This window comes from Streptomyces sp. NPDC058674 (assembly GCF_042716505.1).
Lineage (GTDB): Bacteria > Actinomycetota > Actinomycetes > Streptomycetales > Streptomycetaceae > Streptomyces.
In genome coordinates, this window is sequence record NZ_JBHXSC010000006.1 from 39187 (window position 1) to 56641 (window position 17455).

Genomic DNA, 17455 nt, shown 5'->3' on the forward strand with positions numbered 1-17455 from the left:
GCTCCCGACCGGCCAGCGGGCGGCCCTGAACGGCCGGGCCCACCGGCCCGCCGCGGCCGGCGCGGACCGGCCCTGACCGGCCGGGGCCGCCGCGCTCTCAGTCCGCGTACACCTCGCCGCGCTCGGCCCTGGCCACCAGGGAGGCGGGCGGGTCGAAGCGCTCGCCGTACGCCGCCGCCAGCTCGCGGGCACGGGCCACGAAGCCCCGCAGGCCGCCCTCGTAGCCGTTGACGTACTGGATCACGCCACCCGTCCAGGCGGGGAACCCGATGCCCATGATGGAGCCGATGTTGGCGTCGGCGATCGAGGTCAGCACGCCCTCGTCGAGGCAGCGGACGGTGTCCAGCGCCTCGGAGAACAGCATCCGCTCCTTCATGTCCTCGAAGGGGATCTCGTACCCGGGCTTGGTGAAGTGCTCGCGCAGCCCCGGCCAGATGCCGGCCCGCTTGCCGGCCTCGTCGTACGCGTAGAAGCCGCCCCCGCCGCTGCGGCCGGGGCGCCCGAACTCGTCGACCATCCGGTCGATGACGGTGTCCGCCGGGTGCTCCGCCCAGGGGCGGCCCTCCGCCTCGAAGGCCTTGCGGGTCTCGTTGCGGATCTTGCGCGGCAGGGTGAGGGTGAGCTCGTCCATCAGGGAGAGCACCTTGGCCGGGTAGCCGGCCTGGGCGGCCGCCTGCTCGACGGAGGCGGGCTCGATGCCCTCGCCCACCATCGCCACGCCCTCGTTGATGAACTGGCCGATGACGCGCGAGGTGAAGAAGCCGCGCGAGTCGTTGACCACGATCGGCGTCTTGTTGATCTGGCGGACCAGGTCGAAGGCGCGGGCGATGGCCTCGTCGCCGGTCTGCCCGCCCTTGATGATCTCCACCAGCGGCATCTTGTCCACGGGCGAGAAGAAGTGCAGCCCGATGAAGTCGGCGGGCCGCTTGACGCCCTCCGCGAGCCCGGAGATCGGCAGGGTGGAGGTGTTGGAGCACAGCAGTGCGTCGGGCGCGACGACGTCCTGGACCTCCTGGAACACCGTGTGCTTGAGGGAGGTGTCCTCGAAGACCGCCTCGATCACGGCGTCGCAGCCCGCCAGGTCGGCGGCGTCGGCGGTCGGGGTGATCCGGCCGAGCAGCTCGGCGCGCTGGGCCTCGGTCGTGCGGCCGCGGGCGACCGCCTTGTCGAGCAGCTTCTCGGAGTACGCCTTGCCCTTGGCGGCGGCCTCGGCGCTGACGTCCTTGAGGACCACCTCGATGCCGGCGCGGGCGCAGGAGTACGCGATGCCGGCGCCCATCATGCCCGCGCCCAGGACGGCCACCCTGCGGACCGTGCGGCGCTCGATCCCCTTCGGGCGGCTGCGGCCCGCGTTCACGGCCTGGAGGTCGAAGAAGAAGGCCTGGATCATGTTCTTCGCCGTCTGGCCGGTGACCAGCTCGGTGAAGTAGCGGGCCTCGATGGTCAGCGCGGTCTCGAAGTCCACCTGGGAGCCCTCGACGGCGCAGGCCAGGATGTTGCGCGGCGCCGGGTACGGGGCGCCGCCCAGCTGCTTCTTGAGGTTGGCCGGGAAGGCCGGCAGGTTGGCGGCGAAGCGGGGGCTGGCCGGGGTGCCGCCGGGGATGCGGTAGCCGGGTACGTCCCAGGGCTGCTTCGACTCGGGGTTGGCGTCGATGAAGGCACGTGCCTTGGCGAGCATCTCCTCCGGGGTGGCGGCCAGTTCGTGGACCAGGCCGTTCTCCAGCGCGCGCCGGGGGCTGTACTGGGTCCCCTGGAGCAGCACCTTGAGCAGCGCGTCAGCGATGCCCATCAGACGGACGGTGCGGGTCACGCCGCCGCCCGCCGGGAGCAGCCCGAGGGTGACCTCGGGCAAACCGATCTTCGAACCGGGCGCGTCGAGGGCGACGCGGTGGTGGCAGGCCAGCGCGATCTCGTAACCGCCTCCGAGGGCCGCGCCGTTGACGGCGGCGACGACCGGCTTGCCGAGGGTCTCGATGCGGCGCAGGGAGCGCTTGATCTCGGTGCCGGCGTCGAAGGCGAGCTGTGCGTCCCCGGGCCGCAGCCGGATCATGTCCTTGAGGTCGCCGCCCGCGAAGAAGGTCTTCTTGGCGGAGGTGAAGACGATGCCGCGGATGGAGTCCTTCTCGGCCTCGGCGCGGTCCGCGATGGCGGCGATGGACTCCTTGAAGGCCTGGTTCATCGTGTTGGCGGACTGGTCGGGGTCGTCGAGGATCAGCGTGACGACGCCGGTCTCGTCCTGCTCCCAGCGGATGGTGCGGGTCTCGGTCATGGATGGGTCTCTTTCGTGGAAGTCTCGTTCGGCGGGGCCGGGGCGGGCGGGTCGGCGGTGCGCGGGGCGAGGGGTCCTGTGCCGGGGGGCGGCCGGGCCCGCGCCGCGCCGCACGACTACAGGCGTTCGACGATGGTGGCGACGCCCATGCCGCCGCCGACGCAGAGGGTGACGAGCCCGTAGCGCTTGTCCTGGCGCTCCAGCTCGTCGACGATCGTGCCGAGGATCATCGCGCCGGTGGCGCCGAGCGGGTGGCCGAGCGCGATGGCGCCGCCGTTGACGTTGACCTTGTCGAGGGAGACGCCCATGTCCCTGACGAAGCGCAGGACGACTCCGGCGAAGGCCTCGTTGATCTCGATCAGGTCGATGTCGTCGATGGTCAGCCCGGCCTTGGCGAGGGCCTTGCGGGTGGCGGGGGCCGGCCCGGTGAGCATGATGGTGGGCTCGGAGCCGGAGACGGCGGCCGAGACGATCCGCGCGCGCGGGGTGAGGCCGCCCCGCTCACCCGCCTCGCGGGAGCCGATCGCGACGAGGGAGGCGCCGTCGACGATGCCGGAGGAGTTGCCCGCGTGGTGGACGTGGTCGATCTTCTCCACCCAGTGGTACTTCTGCAGGGCGACGGCGTCGAAGCCGCCGAGGTCGCCGATGTCCGCGAAGGACGGCTTCAGCTTCGCGAGGGTGTCCGCCGTGGTCCCCGGGCGGATGAACTCGTCGTGGTCCAGGACGACCAGGCCGTTGCGGTCGGTGACGGGGACGACGGACTTCGCGAAGCGGCCCTCCTTGACGGCCGCGGCGGCGCGCTCCTGGGAGAGGGCCGCGTACTCGTCCACGTCGCGCCGGGAGAATCCCTCGATGGTGGCGATCAGGTCCGCGCCGATGCCCTGCGGGACGAAGCCGGTGTCCCAGTTGGTCATCGGATCGGCGAACCAGGCACCGCCGTCCGAGGCCATCGGGACGCGGGACATGGACTCCACGCCGCCGGCCAGGACCAGGTCCTCCCAGCCCGAGCGGACCTTGGCCGCGGCCATGTTGACGGCTTCCAGCCCGGACGCGCAGAAGCGGTTCTCCTGTACGCCCGCCACCGTGTCCGGGAGCCCCGCGGCGATGGCCGCGATCCGGGCGATGTCGGAGCCCTGGTCGCCGACCGGGCCGACGACGCCGAGGACGATGTCGTCGATGGCGGCGGGGTCCAGGCCCGGGTTGCGCTCGCGCAGGGCGTGGATGAGGCCGACGACCAGGTCGATCGGCTTGGTGCCGTGCAGGGCGCCGTTGGCCTTGCCGCGGCCGCGCGGGGTGCGGATCGCGTCGTACACGTACGCTTCGGTGCTCACTGGTCAAGCCTTTCGGAGGATTCCAAGGGGGAGGTCAGCCGAGGAGGGAGCGGCCGATGATCTCTTTCATGATCTCGGTGGTGCCGCCGTAGATGGTCTGGATGCGGCCGTCCGTGAACGCCCGCGCGACCCGGTACTCGCTCATGTAGCCGTACCCGCCGTGCAGTTGCAGGCAGCGGTCGGCCACCCGCTTCTGGAGCTCGGTCGCCCACCACTTGGCCATCGAGGCGTGGACGTGGTCCAGTTCCCCGGCGGAGTGGTCGGCGATGCACCGGTCGAGGAAGGCCCGGGTGACGGCGCACTCGGTGGCCATCTCCGCGATCTCGAACCGGATGTGCTGGAGCCTGGCGAGCGGACGTCCGAAGGCCTCGCGCTCCTTCACGTACTGCGTGGTGATCTCCAGCAGGTGCTCCGCGGCGGCGATCCCGGCCATCGCGATGCCCAGCCGCTCCTGCGCGAGATTGGTCATCAGGTGGACGAAGGCGCCGTTCAGCTCGCCGAGCAGGTTCTCCTTCGGGACGCGCACGTCGTGGAAGAAGAGCTCGGCCGTGTCCTGCGCCTTCTGACCGATCTTGTCGAGGTTGCGGCCGCGCTCGAAGCCCTCCGCGCCCCGCTCGACCACCAGCAGCGACAGACCGTGCGCCCCGCCCTCGGGGGTGGTCTTGGCGACCACGACGACCAGGTCGGCGAGGATCCCGTTGGAGATGAAGGTCTTGGAGCCGTTCAGCACCCAGTGGTCGCCGCGGTCCTCGGCCGTCGTACGAATCCCCTGCAGGTCGGAGCCCGCGCCCGGCTCGGTCATGGCGATGGCCGTGACGGTCTCCCCCGAGCAGAAGCCGGGCAGCCAGCGGCGCTTCTGCTCCTCGGTGGAGAGCGAGGTCAGGTACGGGCCGATGATGTCGTTGTGCAGGCCGATGGCGAGGCCGGGGGCGCCCGCCCGGGTGAACTCCTCGGCGATGACGGCGGCGTAGCGGAAGTCTGGGTTCCCCCCGCCGCCGTACTCCTGCGGGACGGCCAGGCCGAGCAGCCCCTGCCGGCCGGCGGCCCGCCAGGCCTCGCGGCTGACGATGCCGTCCTTCTCCCACTGCTCGTAGTGCGGCAGCACTTCCTTGGCGAGGAAGGTGCGGACGGTCTCGCGGAACGCCTCGTGGTCGGCGTCGAAGATCCGGCGCTTCATGGATCTGCTCCTCACAGCCAGTTCTGGACGGATTCGATCGGCCGGGCCGGCTCGGGGCCGGTCGGCGCGCGCAGCCCGTCGGGGGCCGGGGCCCTCATGGACGGTTCCATCAGGCCTCCTCCCCGAGCAGGGCCGGAACGTCCCAGTCGGCGGCCACCGACGCGGTGTGCGCGCCCGGCAGCGCGGGCCCGGCCGTGACGGCGGCCGGGGTCGCCGAGAAGCGCGGCGCGGGCGCGGGCTGGACGATCCCGCCGAAGTCGGTGAAGGTGCCGCGGGCGGCGAGGTGGGGGTGGTCCGGCGCCTCGCGCAGTGAGAGGACGGGCGCCACGCAGGCGTCGGTCCCCTCGAACAGCTCCGTCCACTGCGCACGCGTACGGGACTTGAACCGTTCGGCGACGGCGGCGCGCAGTTCGCCCCAGCGGGCGAGGTCCTTGCGGGCGGGGGCCCGGTCCGCGATGCCGAGCAGCTCGGTGAAGGTGTCGTAGAACTGCTGCTCCAGCGCGCCCACGGCCATGTACTGCCCGTCGGAGGTCTCGTAGGTGCCGTAGAAGGGGCATCCGCCGTCCAGCAGGTTCGCCCCGCGCCGGTCCTGCCAGCCGCCGGCCGCCATCATCCCGTGGATCATGGCGGTGAGGTGGGCGGTGCCGTCCACGATGGCCGCGTCGACCACCTGGCCGGCGCCGGTGGTGCGGGCGTGCTGGAGGGCGGCGAGGACGCCGATGACCAGGTAGAGCGAGCCGCCCGCGTAGTCGCCGACCAGGTTCGCGGGGACGGCCGGCGCTCCGTCCGCGTCGCCGATCATGCCGAGCGCACCGGTGACGGCGATGTACCCGATGTCGTGCCCCGCCGTGTGCGCCAGCGGGCCCTCCTGGCCCCAGCCGGTCATCCGGCCGTAGACCAGGCCCGGATTGCGTGCGTGGCAGTCGGCCGGGCCGACGCCGAGCCGCTCGGCGACCCCCGGCCGGAAGCCCTCGACGAGCACGTCGGCCCGCTCGACCAGGTCCAGGACACGGGCGGGGCCCCCGGCGGACTTGAGGTCGACCAGGACGGAGCGCTTGTTGCGGTTGGTGACGTCGTAGGCGGGGTCGACCGCGAGACCGCCCCCGCCGGGCCGGTCCACCCGTACGACGTCCGCGCCCAGGTCGGCGAGGAGCATGGCGGCGAACGGCCCGGGGCCGATGCCCGCCAGCTCGACGACGCGCACCCCGGCCAGCGGGCCGCCGCCCGCCCGCCCGTTCCCTGTCACTGCCATCGAGCCCCCAGCGTCTGTGGTGCGACCGTGTGTGAACGCGTGAACGTGTACACGCGCGAACACGGGAACGGGTGACCGCGTCGACGTGTGACACAACTGATGTAACACCAGTGATGCTAGGAACGTGTTCCACTCAGCACAAGCCCCCGGGCGAGCAAGCGCTTAGCCGATTGTCCCGGTCCGCTCGTCCAGTTCCCTCACGTGCCGCTTCAAGGCCACCGTGCGGTAGCTCTCCTCCACCCATTCGCAGAGCACCTCGGCCGGGGGCGCCCCCTCCTCCCCCAACGGCACCGAGACCCATCCGGACCGCCCCAGTCCGTATCCGGTGGGCTCCGCCCCCGGAGCGGTCATGGCGTGTCCGTGCAGCGCCTCGTCCTTGAGCTTCACCGACAGCCCGGGCGGATGCGGCCCGTCCGCGCTCCCCAGGAAGACGAAGATCTTCTTGTTGACCTTCACTACCGCGTCCTCGGGACCCCAGGGATGCTCCTCCACGGCCTCGGGCAGCCCCAGGGCGTAGGCCCGCACGGCCTCCCACGTCCGCACGGGAGCGGTGCCGGCCCCTTTCCCCGAGCGCTTCGAGGTCTTCTTGCCAGGGCTCTTCTCCGACATCACGGACACCTCACTTACCGCAGGTCACACCTGCCCGCGCGGGCAGTCGCTCCTCACGCTAGCCTCAGCCCCCGACACCAGCTGGGAGGAGCGGCGATGAACGCACAGGTGGGACAGGACGGTCCGGAACGGGCCTACGACGTAGTGCTCTTCGGAGCGACCGGCTTCGTGGGGGCACTGACCGCCGAGTACCTGGCGGCGCACGCGCCCGCCGGCTGCCGGTGGGCGCTCGCGGGCCGCGACCTCGCGAAGCTGGAACGGTTGCGCGAGCGGCTGACCGCGATCGACCCGGCCTGCGCGCACCTCCCGCTCCTGCGGGCGGACGCCTCGGACACCGCGGCCGTGCGTGAACTGGCCTCCGCCACGCGGGTGCTGGCCACGACCGTGGGGCCGTACGTCTGGTACGGCGCCGAGCTCGTCGCCGCCTGCGCCCGGGCCGGCACCGACTACGTGGACCTGACCGGCGAGCCGGAGTTCGTGGACCGCATGTACGTCGAACACGACGCGCGGGCCCGCGAGACCGGCGCCCGGATCGTCCACGCCTGCGGCTTCGACTCGATCCCGGCCGACCTCGGGGCGTACTTCACGGTCCGTCACCTCCCCGAGGGCGTACCGCTGCGGGTGGACGGCTTCATGCGGTCCAACGCCCTCTTCTCGGGCGGCACCCTGGCCTCCGCGCTCACCGCCCTGAGCCGGGGACCGCAGACCCTCGCGGCCGCGCGCGCCCGCCGGCTGCACGAGCCCCGGCTGCTGGGGCGTCGCGCCCGGGGCCCCGTGGGCGCTCCCCGGTTCAGCAGCGAGACCGGCACCTGGGCGCTGCCGCTGCCCACGCTCGACCCGACCCTCGTAACCCGGTCGGCTGCCGCCCTGGAGCGCTACGGTCCGGACTTCCGCTACCGGCACTACGCCTCCGTCAAGCACCTGCCCGTCGCCCTCGGCGGTACGGCGGCACTGGGCGCGACCGTGGCCCTCGCCCAGGTCCCGCCGGCCCGCCGCTGGCTGATGAACCGCTGGGAGTCCGGCCAGGGGCCGGACGTCGAGCGGCGGGCGCGCAGCTGGTTCACGGTGCGGTTCGTGGGCGAGGGCGGCGGTCGGCGCGTGCTGACCGAGGTCGCGGGCGGCGACCCGGGTTACGGCGAGACGGCGAAGATGCTGGCCGAGTCCGCGCTCTGCCTGGCGTATGACGCCCTCCCGGACGCCGCCGGCCAGTTGACGACGGCGGTGGCCATGGGCGACGCCCTTACCGCCCGCCTCCAGAAGGCCGGCCTCGTCTTCCGGGTGGTGGACTCCCGCTGAGCCGCTGAGCCGCTGAGCCGCGGGGCCGTGAGCCGCCGGGCGTGCGGGAGTACAGGAGTACGGGCGCAGGTGCTCGGGCGCAGGCGTCCGGGCGCGTCCGCGCGTCGATCCGCCCGCGGGCTCAGGAGGCCTCTTTGAGCGCCCGGCGGCACAGGGAGTCGGCGTGCCGGGTGGTCTCGGGAATCCGGAAGCGGGGGCTCAGGGCCAGGACGTGCGCGCAGGCGTTCTCCAGGGAGACCCGGTGGCCGACGGACACGTAGACCGGTTTGACCCCGTCCTGGGTGCGCAGCGCCCGGCCGACCTCGCCGCCGTCGGGAGCCAGCAGCGGCGAAGAGTCACCGCGCCGGGCGCCCGGTTCCGCGCAGGTGGAGGTGAACGGGTTCTTCGCGACGCCGATGGCCGGAAGGCCGGTGACCACGCCGAGGTGGCAGGCGAGCCCGAAGCCCCGGGGGTGGGCCAGGCCGTAGCCGTCGCAGACGACCAGGCCGGGCCCGGTGGTGAGGGCGCCGAGGGCCGCCAGCACCGTCGGCAGCTCGCGGAAGGCGAGCAGCCCGGGCACGTACGGGAAGCTCACGGGTCCGACGGCGGTGGCCTCCTCGACCACCTCCAGTGTCGCGGCGTCGAGCACCACGGCCGCGGCGGCCACCAGGTCGCGGGCGTCGTCGTAGGCGACGTCCACGCCGGTGACGAGCCCGCGGCCGGGGGGCGGGCCGAGCTCGGTGAGCACGACCTGATGGCGTAGTTCGTCCTGTATCGCCCGGGCCTCGGCCTCATCGGCGGGGGTCTGCACACTCGTCATGATGGTGCGAGAGTAGCCTGGCGATCATGTTCGTCATGGAGCTCACCTACACCGCGCCCGTCGAAGCCGTCGAGGACGAGATGGACGCCCACATCGCCTGGCTGGACGGCCACTACGCCGCGGGCGTCTTCCTCGCGTCGGGCCGCAAGGTCCCGCGGGACGGCGGGATCATCCTGGCCGGCGGCGTCTCGCGTGCGGAGATCGAGAAGATCGCGGCCGAGGACCCCTTCGCGCTGGCGGGCGTCTGCACCTACCGCATCACGGAGTTCATGGCCACGAAGACCTCGGCGGACCTGGCGACGGTACGCGAGAACCCGGCGGTGTAGCCGGGCGGGGCGGGGACGCGAGGGCCTGCGCGGGAGCGGGGGCCGGCATGGGGGGGCCGCATGGGGGCGCGGGTTGGCGCGGGGCGTGCGGGCTGGCGCCGGGCGTGCGGGCGGCCCCGCTCACCTGCGCTCCAGCCGTGCCACCCGGCCCTTCTCCCCCGCCGCCCAGCAGCCGCCGTCGGGGGCGCAGTCGACGGTGTCGAACGACCCCGTCTCCAGGGGCCGCCAGGTGCGCCCCCCGTCCGCGGTGACGTCCGTGCCCGTCGGCCCCACAGCCAGGGCGGTGTCCGTGCCGTACGGGTACCAGGCCGCGCCCGACCGGTAGGCCGGCGGCGGCGTCTCCGCCGGGCGCCACGTGCGCCCGCCGTCGGTGGAGCGGGCCGCGGCCTGCGGGGAGGCCTCGCCGGTGCGGTAGTCGCCGCCGACCGCGATGCCCTTCGTACGGTCCCGGAAGGCGAGGGCGAAGACCCCGCGCGCCGGGTCGCCGGCCGGGAGGGTGGACGCGGCGACCCGCCAGGTCAGGCCGCGGTCGGCCGAGTGAAGGACCCGCGCGGCCGCCCCGCCGCCGGTGGCGAGCCAGACGTCCCGCGGGCCCGCGGCGACCAGGCACTGGCCGCTCGCGGCGAAGCCCGCCTCGCCCGGCAGGGCGTCGGGCATGCCGGAGGCCGGCAGTACCCGCCAGCTCCGCCCGCCGTCGTCGGTGGACAGGATGCGGAACCTGCCGTCGACCGGGTCGCTCATCGCCAGACCGTGGCGGGAGTCGAAGAAGGTCAGGCAGTCGTAGAAGGCACGGGGGTCGGGGTTGCGGAAGGTCTCGGTCCAGGTGGCGCCGCCGTCCTCGGTGCGCAGCACCCGGGAGGCCTCGCCCTCCCCGATGGACAGGGCCACCGCCCTTCGGGCGTCGAAGGCCTCGATGTCCCGCAGCTCCAGCCCCTCGGCCGCGGCGCCCGGCGGTGAGACGTCGCGCCAGCTGCGGCCGCCGTCCACAGTGCGCAGGACGACCCCCTTGGACCCGGCGGCCCAGGCCGTGGTCCGGCTGACCGCCGCGAGCCCGCGGAAGCGGGAGCCGGCGGCGCGCTCGCCGGTCTCCTTGAGCGCCCAGGCGACCCCGTGCCGGCCCTGCCTCCCGGGCCCGGTCCCGGCCTCCGCCAGGGCTGCGGCCCCTTCGGCTCCGGCGGCCGGGGCCTCCAACTCACCGGCGGTCCCGGCGGCGGCGGTCGTTGCGGCACCGCCCGGTTCCGGGCCCGCCTGGGCGGGGGCCGCGACCACCCCCACCAGCAGAGCCGCCGCGGCCACGCCCACCCCAACTCCCCGAAGTCTCATGGCGCCGGAAGCTAACGCACCCCGCAGCCGCCGTCCAGGGCGCGTGGGCGCCACCGGCCGGCCGTCGGTGGCCGGAGCGGGGCCGGCCGTCGGTGGCCGGGGCGGGGCCCGACCGGTCCGCGCCGGGGCGGATGCAGCGCGTTGCGCCGGCGGGGTGATCGGTTACCAGCCCTTCTCCGGCCGCTCCGGGGCCTTCCGGTCCGGCCCGCCGCCCGTCGCGCACATCCGCCCACCCGGCCACTCCGTGTGATCACACGGGCGGGTTCCAGCCAATCGGTGACACACGTCACGTCGTCCCCCATGCACGGAATTGCCGATTCCGGCGTCTATCGGGTTGCCGGGCCCCACCCCACGGCCCGGCAGCAGATCCGCCGCAAGGGAGTGAGCCTTGATCACTGTCATCGAGCAGGCCGTTCAGGCCCGTCTGGTCGCCACCGCGCCGAAGGTCGAGACCGTGCCCGTCACCCTCTCCTACGACCGGGCAGATCCGTTCGCCGTCCGGATGGCCTTCCCCGCCCCGGCCACGCTGGAGGGCGTCGAGGTCTCCTGGACCTTCGCTCGCGAGCTCTTGGAGTCGGGACTGGACCGTCCGTCGGGCGGAGGCGACGTCCGCGTGCGCCCGCACGACGCCGACCGAACGACGATCGAGTTCCACGCACCCGAGGGCGTGGCGATCGTACTGATGGTGACGGCGGAGCTGCACCGCTTCCTGGAGCGCGCGTCGGCCGTGGTGCCGCCTGGCCTGGAGCACCTCTACCTCGACATGGACCACAGCCTGGCCGAACTGCTGCGGGACACCTGCTGACCGGCCCCTCCGCCTCCCCTCGGCCCGCTCCCCCTCCGCCCGCTCCCCCTTCGCCCACTTCCCCTCCGCCCGCCCTCCCTCCGCCCGCTCCCCTCCCGCCTAATTCGATTGCGGGCGGCTCCGGCCGCCCGTAGCTTCGTGGACGCCCCATCCCCGCCGAAACGGAGCAGGACATTGCTCGTCTGAGGTTCGAGACACCGACCCGCCGTGGCCCGCCCGCCGCTTCCCGTCCGTCGGCTGTCTCCCCGCGTTGCACGCACCACTCACGCAACCTGGAGGCCTCCATGAGTCACGCCCCTGTCTTCGTCACCTGCTCCGCCCTGTCCTTCGACTGGCCCGACGGCACACCCGTCTTCGACGGGTTGCAGCTGGCCGTCGGACCCGGCCGCACCGGCCTGATCGGGCTCAACGGCTGCGGGAAATCCACCCTCCTCAAGCTGATAGCCGGTGAACTGACCCCGTCAGAGGGCCAGTTGTCCGTGGCCGGCACGGTCGGCTACCTCCCGCAGACCGTCACCCTCGACACCGCGCTGCGCGTGGACGAGGCGCTCGGCATCCACACCGCCCGCGCGGCCCTGCACGCCATCGAGGCGGGCGAGGCCACGGAGGCCGACTTCACCGCGGTCGGCGACGACTGGGACGTGGAGGAGCGCGCCCTGGCCACGCTCGACCAGCTGGGCCTGGCCCGGATCGGGCTGGACCGCACGGTCGGCGAACTGTCCGGCGGCGAGGGCGTGTTGCTGCGGCTGGCCGCTCTGCTGCTCGCCCGCCCGGACGTCCTCCTGCTGGACGAACCCACCAACAACCTGGACCTGCGCGCCCGCGGCCGCCTCTACGCCGCGGTCGAGTCCTGGACCGGCGTGATGGTCCTGGTCAGCCACGACCGGGAGCTGCTGGAGCGGGTCGACCAGATCGCCGACCTGCGGGACGGTGAAGTCCGCTGGTACGGGGGCAACTTCACGGACTACGAGGAGCTGCTCGCGGCCGAGCAGGAAGCGGCCGGGCGGATGGTCCGCGTCGCGGAGGCCGACGTGCAGCGGCAGAAGCGGGAACTGTCCGACGCCCAGGTGAAACTGGCGCGGCGCAAGCGGTACGGCCAGAAGATGTACGACAGCAAGCGCGAGCCGAAGATCGTGATGGGCGCCCGCAAGCGGTCGGCGCAGGAGTCGGCGGGCAAGCACCGCACCATGCACACCCAGAAGCTCGCCCAGGCGAAGGAGCGGTTGGACCAGGCGGTCGAGGCGGTGCGCGACGACGACGCGATCCGGATCGAACTGCCGGCGACCCGGATCCCGCCCGGTCGGCGGGTCCTGAGCCTGCGCGATGTGCGACTGCCTCACGGGGCCGTGGTCCCGGGCGAGTGGGAGCTGCGGGGCCCGGAGCGGATCGCGCTGGTGGGACGCAGCGGTTCCGGCAAGACGACCCTGCTGCGCACGGTCGCGGGGCTGCTGGAACCGGACTCCGGGGAGGCCGTGACGCACGTGACCGCGCGGTTCCTCCCGCAGCGGCTGGATGTACTGGACGAAAGCCGTTCGGTGGTGGAGAACGTGGCGCGCTTCGCCCCGCACGCCACGAACAACCTGATCCGGGCCCGACTGGCGCACTTCCTGTTCCGCGGCAGCCGTGCGGACCGGCCGGCCGGGACCCTCTCGGGCGGCGAGCGCTTCCGCGCGGCACTGGCGGCGCTGCTGCTGGCCGAGCCCGCTCCGCAGCTGCTGATGCTGGACGAGCCGACGAACAACCTGGACCTGGCGAGCGTCGGACAGCTGGCGGACGCGCTGGAGTCGTACGAGGGCGCGCTCGTCGTGGCCAGCCACGACGTGCCGTTCCTGGAGTCGCTGGGCATCACGCGCTGGCTGGTACTGGACGGCGAGCTGCGGGCGACGACGGCCGAGGAGGTCCGGGAGACGCTCTGGCAGGACTGACCGAGAGCCCGCCCGGCCCGTGCCCGACGACATGCGGCGCGGGCCGGGGGACCACCTGGTGACATGACGGCGCATGAATTCGGCCATCTCCCGGCCCCTCGCGACACACGCGAACTGCTCAGATAACCGGATGTAACCGGACATACATGCACCTGGGGCTTGGCGCGCCTTGATGCCGCGCTTAACCTACGAGTCCGTAAGCTACGGAACCGTAGGTAATTCGCTTTGCACTCAGGAGTACCCGTGACGATCACCTCTCCCCACCTCGGCAGCTCGGAGGCGTGGACCGACGCCAAGTTGCTGTTCGCGCTGGAAGAGGTGGTGGAGAAGGAGCTGAACCGTCACCTGGCGGTCACCAAGGACTGGATGCCCCACGAGTACGTGCCGTGGAGCGACGGCCGGAACTTCCCCGGATTCTTCGAGGACGGCGAGGCCTGGGACCCGGCGCAGTCCAAGGTCACGGACATCGGCAAGATCGCGCTCGTCGTGAACCTGCTGACCGAGGACAACCTCCCCAGCTACCACCACGAGATCGCCTCGCTCTTCGGCCGCAACGGCGCCTGGGGCACCTGGGTGCACCGCTGGACCGCCGAGGAGGGCCGCCACGGCATCGTGATGCGCGACTACCTGCTGGCCTCGCGCGCCGTGGACCCGGACAAGCTGGAAGCGTTCCGCATGCAGCACATGTCGGAGGGGTTCGAGTCCGACAACCGCCACTCGATGCTGCACTCGGTGGCGTACGTGGCCTTCCAGGAGCTCGCCACCCGCATCTCGCACCGCAACACCGGCCACCAGTCCGGTGACCCGGTCTGCGACCGGATGCTGGCCCGCATCGCGCAGGACGAGAACCTGCACATGATCTTCTACCGCAACCTGCTGGGCGCGGCCTTCGAGCTTGCCCCGGACCTCACCATGCAGGCGGTGCGGGACGTCGTGGTCAACTTCCGGATGCCCGGACACGGCATGCCCGGCTTCGAGCGGATGGCCGCGCAGATGGCGATCGGCGGGGTCTACAACCTGCGGATCCACCACGACGACGTCCTGAGCCCCGTGATCCGCTTCCTCAAGATCATGGATGTCGACGGCCTCGGCCCGGAGGGCCAGAAGGCCCAGGAGGAGCTGGGCCTCTTCATGAACGGCCTGGACTCCGAGGCCCGCAAGTTCGACGAGCGCCTGGCCGCCCGCGCGGCGCGCATCGCGGCCCGCAAGGCCTGACCGGTTTCCGCTCGCCCGCGCGGGTGATGTCGATTGCCCTGGCAGAGCCCCGCTCTGCCAGGGTTTCGCGTCATGACCTCGCTCCAGGTGGACATCGACCAGCTGACCCGTCTGACCCGTGCCCTGGACTCCTCGCTGACCTCCCTGAGGGAAGCCCGGCGCGCTCTGGACCACGTCCGGGCCGACCAGCTGGGCACCGCGGACCTGGACGCGGCGTGCGACGGATTCCAGCAGAGATGGGCCCACGGCGCGCGCGAGCTGGGCAAGCGCGTCAAGGCGGTACGGGAGGGCGTGGACCGCAGCGCCGCGGAGTACGCGGAGCTGGAGGAGGCCATCCGCGCCGCCTTCCGCGCGGCGGGGGCGGCCTCCCGTGGCTGACCACGCCGCTCTCGGCTTCGATCCGGCGCCCGGGAACCCGGCGGCGGTCCTGGCCCTGACGAAGAAGCTCTCCGCCTCGGCGACCTCCCTCGGCGAGGCCTCGCGGATCGTGAAGTCGCTGGTCTCCCACAGCTCGGCCTGGCAGGGCGAAGCGGCCACCGCCTTCCGCGCCTCCCTCTCCCAGGACCTCCCCCGCTACCTCCAGTCCGCCCACACCTCCCTGACGGAGGCGGCCCGCCGGCTCACGTCCTGGCACGACACGCTGGTGGCGCACCGCGCGCTGGCGGCCCGGTACGAGTCCCGGGCCGCCGCGGCCACCACGGAGGAGGCCCTCGCGGACGCCCGCCGCCTGGCCCGAGAGCTCGCCTCGGAACACGCGGCTGCGGCCCGCAAGGTGGCCCGGACCCTGAACTCCGCGGCTGACCGGCTGGCGCCGAAGGAGCCGGGCCTGCTGGCCTCCGCCTGGCACAAGATCACGGACGACCCGGGCGACGCCCTGTCCAACGCCTCGGCGATCCTGGGGGCGATCGGCGCCGGCGTGGCCCTGCTGTGCCCGCCGGCCGGGCTGGCGGTGATGCTGGTGGCGGGCGGCCTGTCGCTGGCGGCGCTGACGACGCACCTGGCGGATCCGAAGTTCAGGAAGCCGCTGGTGGACGGCGCCTCGACGGGCGAATTCGACGCGGACTTCTGGAAGAGTGCGGTGACCCTCCTGGGCGACACGGCGGGCTCCGTCCCCGGCGTGGCGGCGGTCGCCTCCGGCGCCAAGGCCGGCACGGCGGCAGCCCGGGCCGCCATGGCGGCGGCCCCGGGGGCCAGCGCCCTGTCGGCCCTCTCGCCGGGCGCGACGGCATTCCGCAGCACGACGTGGTCCACCGCCAACACGTTGCGTGAGGTCGAGAGCCCGCTTACAGCATGGGCGCTGCGAGCATCACCACAGACCACCAGAGACCGGGTGAGTGTGGCTGTCGCAGGCACAGGTGCGGCAACTGCAGGCCTCGACTACGTCAGCGACAACGAGACGGTTGAACACAGTTCAACAGCGGTTGACGGGGCTCGGGGTGTCCTCGAGGACGCTCCCTCGACTGTGGCGAAATCGCGCCAATTCTGGACGGTGATGAGGCCGTGATGCCAGACCTGGCCATGCCGCCCGTCTGGTTTCGACTACCACCGGGATTCCATGACGTCGCTCCCGCGGACCGCACAACCCTGGACGCGATGGCCTGCGCCTTGGGTAGTGATGCCGGGCAGCAGGAACTGGGTCGCCTCCTTGACGGCCTTGACCAGCTGGCCGAACTCGGCGTCCTTCACACCGCAATTGGCTTGCATCCGGATGAGGCGATCGGCATCTGCGCTTCGTTGTTTTCCTTGACTGCTCGACTGTCCGGCGATCCCAACCCTCGGCTGAGTACGGCACGCACCGCCATGGAGATTTCACGCTCCCCTGTTTGGAACGCATCGACCTGCCGGGTCATCGACTTGCCGTCTACCCTGCCCTGCTACCTCGTCGCGGGCACCCTTGCTTTACCGCACGTAGAGCAACGAGTGTTTCAGGCTCGAATCGCAACAAGTCACGCCTCCGGACACCACACACTCGTCCTGGACCTCAGCAGCGCGGCAACGCAGCACCACGAGGCCTACACCGACATCCTCGAAGCAGTCGTCCACACGTTGACCTTTACGGACCCCCACCCCGCTCCTCCTGGCAAACCGTCGACCTCGCGCATCTTGGAGGTCCTCCTATGACGCTTCCGTCCGCAGGGGTGGCTTGGGATCACCCCGCAACCGTTGTCGGCTACCAGAGACTGGCCCTCCAACGCGGAGTCTGGTTGGTCTGCTTAGGCGTTCCTTTGGCATTCATTGCCGTGTGCCTGATCTCGGGTCTCCTGAGGCAGGTCGCGGTCATCTTCTTCTTGCTCATGATCGGCTTCGTCGCATGGGTTCCCTGGGTGGCCATCGCATACTGGCGTCGTCACCGCGTAGCTGCCGTCCTTCAGGCATACCCATGGTGTGAACATCCGTGCCAGCACCCTCCACGGGCGACAGGAAGCCCGTCGGTGATCGCCATCCCATTTCGGGAGGACTACGCGCCCACCTTCCGGATCATCCCCTTCCCCATCGCTCTGGCGGAGCGGGAGAACGACCATCCGGGCAGGATCTGGTTCGCGGGAGATCCGCGGTTCGGGGGGGTCGTGTCACCCGTCGGTGGGCATTATCCCGTGCGGGTCGTGCCGGACAAGGTGCCCGTTGAGGGGTGGGGCGGAGGGGATGACGCGCTTGCGCTCAGGGTCGGGTTGATGCGGCGCAGTGGGAAGGCGACGCAGACCTGATCAGTGGCGGCGGGACCGCAGTGCGTGGCGTTCGGTTTCGGAGAGGCCGCCCCAGACGCCGAAGCGCTCGTCGTTGGCCAGCGCGTACTCCAGGCACGCCACCCGCCCCTCGCACGCCCCGCACAGCCGCTTCGCGTCGCGCAGCGACGAGCCGGGCTCGGGGAAGAAGAACCCCGGGCCCGTCTGCGCGCACAGGGCGAGCTCGTACCAGGCGGGAGCGGAGGTGGCGGGCGCGGAGGCGGTGGTGGACTGGGCAGTGGTGTTCATCGACATGCCGGAGATACTCACCGGTTCGGATGGACGTCCGATCAACGCCTGATCAACACCGCGCCCCGCCCCCACCGCGCGGGACCCCGCACAGGTCCGCTCCGAGCATGGCACGCCCCACCGACAGGCGGCCGGTCGGGCGTGCTTCGGACGCCT

At 72.3% G+C, this 17455-nt stretch carries 17 protein-coding genes; 9 read left to right on the forward strand and 8 right to left on the reverse strand.

Annotation, left to right across the window (positions count from 1 at the left end):
• Positions 1-97: 97 nt before the first annotated feature.
• The 5 genes from ACFWU6_RS05055 to ACFWU6_RS05075 form a co-directional block, all read right to left on the reverse strand.
• Entirely contained in the window at positions 98-2269 is a 2172-nt protein-coding gene (locus ACFWU6_RS05055) for a 3-hydroxyacyl-CoA dehydrogenase NAD-binding domain-containing protein (RefSeq protein WP_383978569.1), read from the reverse strand.
• A 116-nt stretch (positions 2270-2385) separates the two neighbouring features.
• On the reverse strand, positions 2386-3600 hold the full coding sequence (locus ACFWU6_RS05060) for an acetyl-CoA C-acetyltransferase (protein WP_383798788.1): 1215 nt from the start codon (positions 3598-3600) through the stop codon (positions 2386-2388).
• Between the two features lie 34 nt (positions 3601-3634).
• Positions 3635-4777 (reverse strand): acyl-CoA dehydrogenase family protein, encoded by a 1143-nt coding sequence (locus ACFWU6_RS05065; RefSeq protein ID WP_383798791.1) that lies wholly within the window; start codon positions 4775-4777, stop codon positions 3635-3637.
• Between the two features lie 109 nt (positions 4778-4886).
• Entirely contained in the window at positions 4887-6029 is a 1143-nt protein-coding gene (locus tag ACFWU6_RS05070; protein ID WP_383978572.1) for a CaiB/BaiF CoA transferase family protein, read from the reverse strand.
• 162 nt (positions 6030-6191) lie between these two features.
• Positions 6192-6638, reverse strand: coding sequence for an MmcQ/YjbR family DNA-binding protein (locus ACFWU6_RS05075; protein WP_383978575.1), 447 nt, complete (start codon positions 6636-6638; stop codon positions 6192-6194).
• Positions 6639-6734: 96 nt separating this feature from the next.
• Between ACFWU6_RS05075 and ACFWU6_RS05080 the strand changes: the two genes are divergently transcribed.
• Positions 6735-7934 (forward strand): saccharopine dehydrogenase family protein, encoded by a 1200-nt coding sequence (locus ACFWU6_RS05080; RefSeq protein WP_383978578.1) that lies wholly within the window; start codon positions 6735-6737, stop codon positions 7932-7934.
• Between the two features lie 121 nt (positions 7935-8055).
• Here ACFWU6_RS05080 and ACFWU6_RS05085 read toward each other — a convergent pair whose 3' ends face one another.
• Positions 8056-8733 carry an endonuclease V gene (locus tag ACFWU6_RS05085; protein ID WP_383798803.1) on the reverse strand — a complete coding sequence of 226 codons (678 nt, stop codon included), beginning with the start codon at positions 8731-8733 and terminating at the stop codon, positions 8056-8058.
• Between the two features lie 26 nt (positions 8734-8759).
• On the opposite strand from ACFWU6_RS05085, the gene ACFWU6_RS05090 reads away from it, so the two are divergent.
• Positions 8760-9059, forward strand: coding sequence for a YciI family protein (locus tag ACFWU6_RS05090; RefSeq protein ID WP_383798806.1), 300 nt, complete (start codon positions 8760-8762; stop codon positions 9057-9059).
• Positions 9060-9179: 120 nt separating this feature from the next.
• On the opposite strand, the gene ACFWU6_RS05095 is transcribed toward ACFWU6_RS05090, so the two are convergent.
• On the reverse strand, positions 9180-10355 hold the full coding sequence (locus tag ACFWU6_RS05095) for a WD40/YVTN/BNR-like repeat-containing protein (RefSeq protein ID WP_383978581.1): 1176 nt from the start codon (positions 10353-10355) through the stop codon (positions 9180-9182).
• Between the two features lie 415 nt (positions 10356-10770).
• Between ACFWU6_RS05095 and ACFWU6_RS05100 the strand changes: the two genes are divergently transcribed.
• The 7 genes from ACFWU6_RS05100 to ACFWU6_RS05130 all read left to right on the forward strand — a co-directional run bounded on the left by ACFWU6_RS05100 (position 10771) and on the right by ACFWU6_RS05130 (position 17032).
• Positions 10771-11187, forward strand: a complete 417-nt coding sequence (locus ACFWU6_RS05100; RefSeq protein ID WP_383978584.1) for an SsgA family sporulation/cell division regulator — start codon at positions 10771-10773, stop codon at positions 11185-11187.
• Positions 11188-11471: 284 nt separating this feature from the next.
• Positions 11472-13112, forward strand: coding sequence for an ABC-F family ATP-binding cassette domain-containing protein (locus ACFWU6_RS05105; RefSeq protein ID WP_383978586.1), 1641 nt, complete (start codon positions 11472-11474; stop codon positions 13110-13112).
• Between the two features lie 243 nt (positions 13113-13355).
• Positions 13356-14327, forward strand: a complete 972-nt coding sequence (locus ACFWU6_RS05110; protein WP_383798816.1) for an acyl-ACP desaturase — start codon at positions 13356-13358, stop codon at positions 14325-14327.
• Positions 14328-14399: 72 nt separating this feature from the next.
• Positions 14400-14705 (forward strand): hypothetical protein, encoded by a 306-nt coding sequence (locus ACFWU6_RS05115; RefSeq protein ID WP_383798819.1) that lies wholly within the window; start codon positions 14400-14402, stop codon positions 14703-14705.
• Complete coding sequence (locus ACFWU6_RS05120; RefSeq protein ID WP_383978589.1) at positions 14698-15831, forward strand: hypothetical protein; 1134 nt, start codon at positions 14698-14700, stop codon at positions 15829-15831. Before ACFWU6_RS05115 ends, ACFWU6_RS05120 begins: the two co-directional genes overlap by 8 nt.
• On the forward strand, positions 15831-16448 hold the full coding sequence (locus tag ACFWU6_RS05125; RefSeq protein WP_383798825.1) for a hypothetical protein: 618 nt from the start codon (positions 15831-15833) through the stop codon (positions 16446-16448). Before ACFWU6_RS05120 ends, ACFWU6_RS05125 begins: the two co-directional genes overlap by 1 nt.
• Before the next feature lie 311 nt (positions 16449-16759).
• Complete coding sequence (locus ACFWU6_RS05130) at positions 16760-17032, forward strand: hypothetical protein (RefSeq protein WP_383798828.1); 273 nt, start codon at positions 16760-16762, stop codon at positions 17030-17032.
• Here ACFWU6_RS05130 and ACFWU6_RS05135 read toward each other — a convergent pair whose 3' ends face one another.
• Complete coding sequence (locus tag ACFWU6_RS05135; protein ID WP_383978716.1) at positions 17033-17299, reverse strand: WhiB family transcriptional regulator; 267 nt, start codon at positions 17297-17299, stop codon at positions 17033-17035. It abuts the gene before it with no gap.
• Positions 17300-17455: the final 156 nt, after the last annotated feature.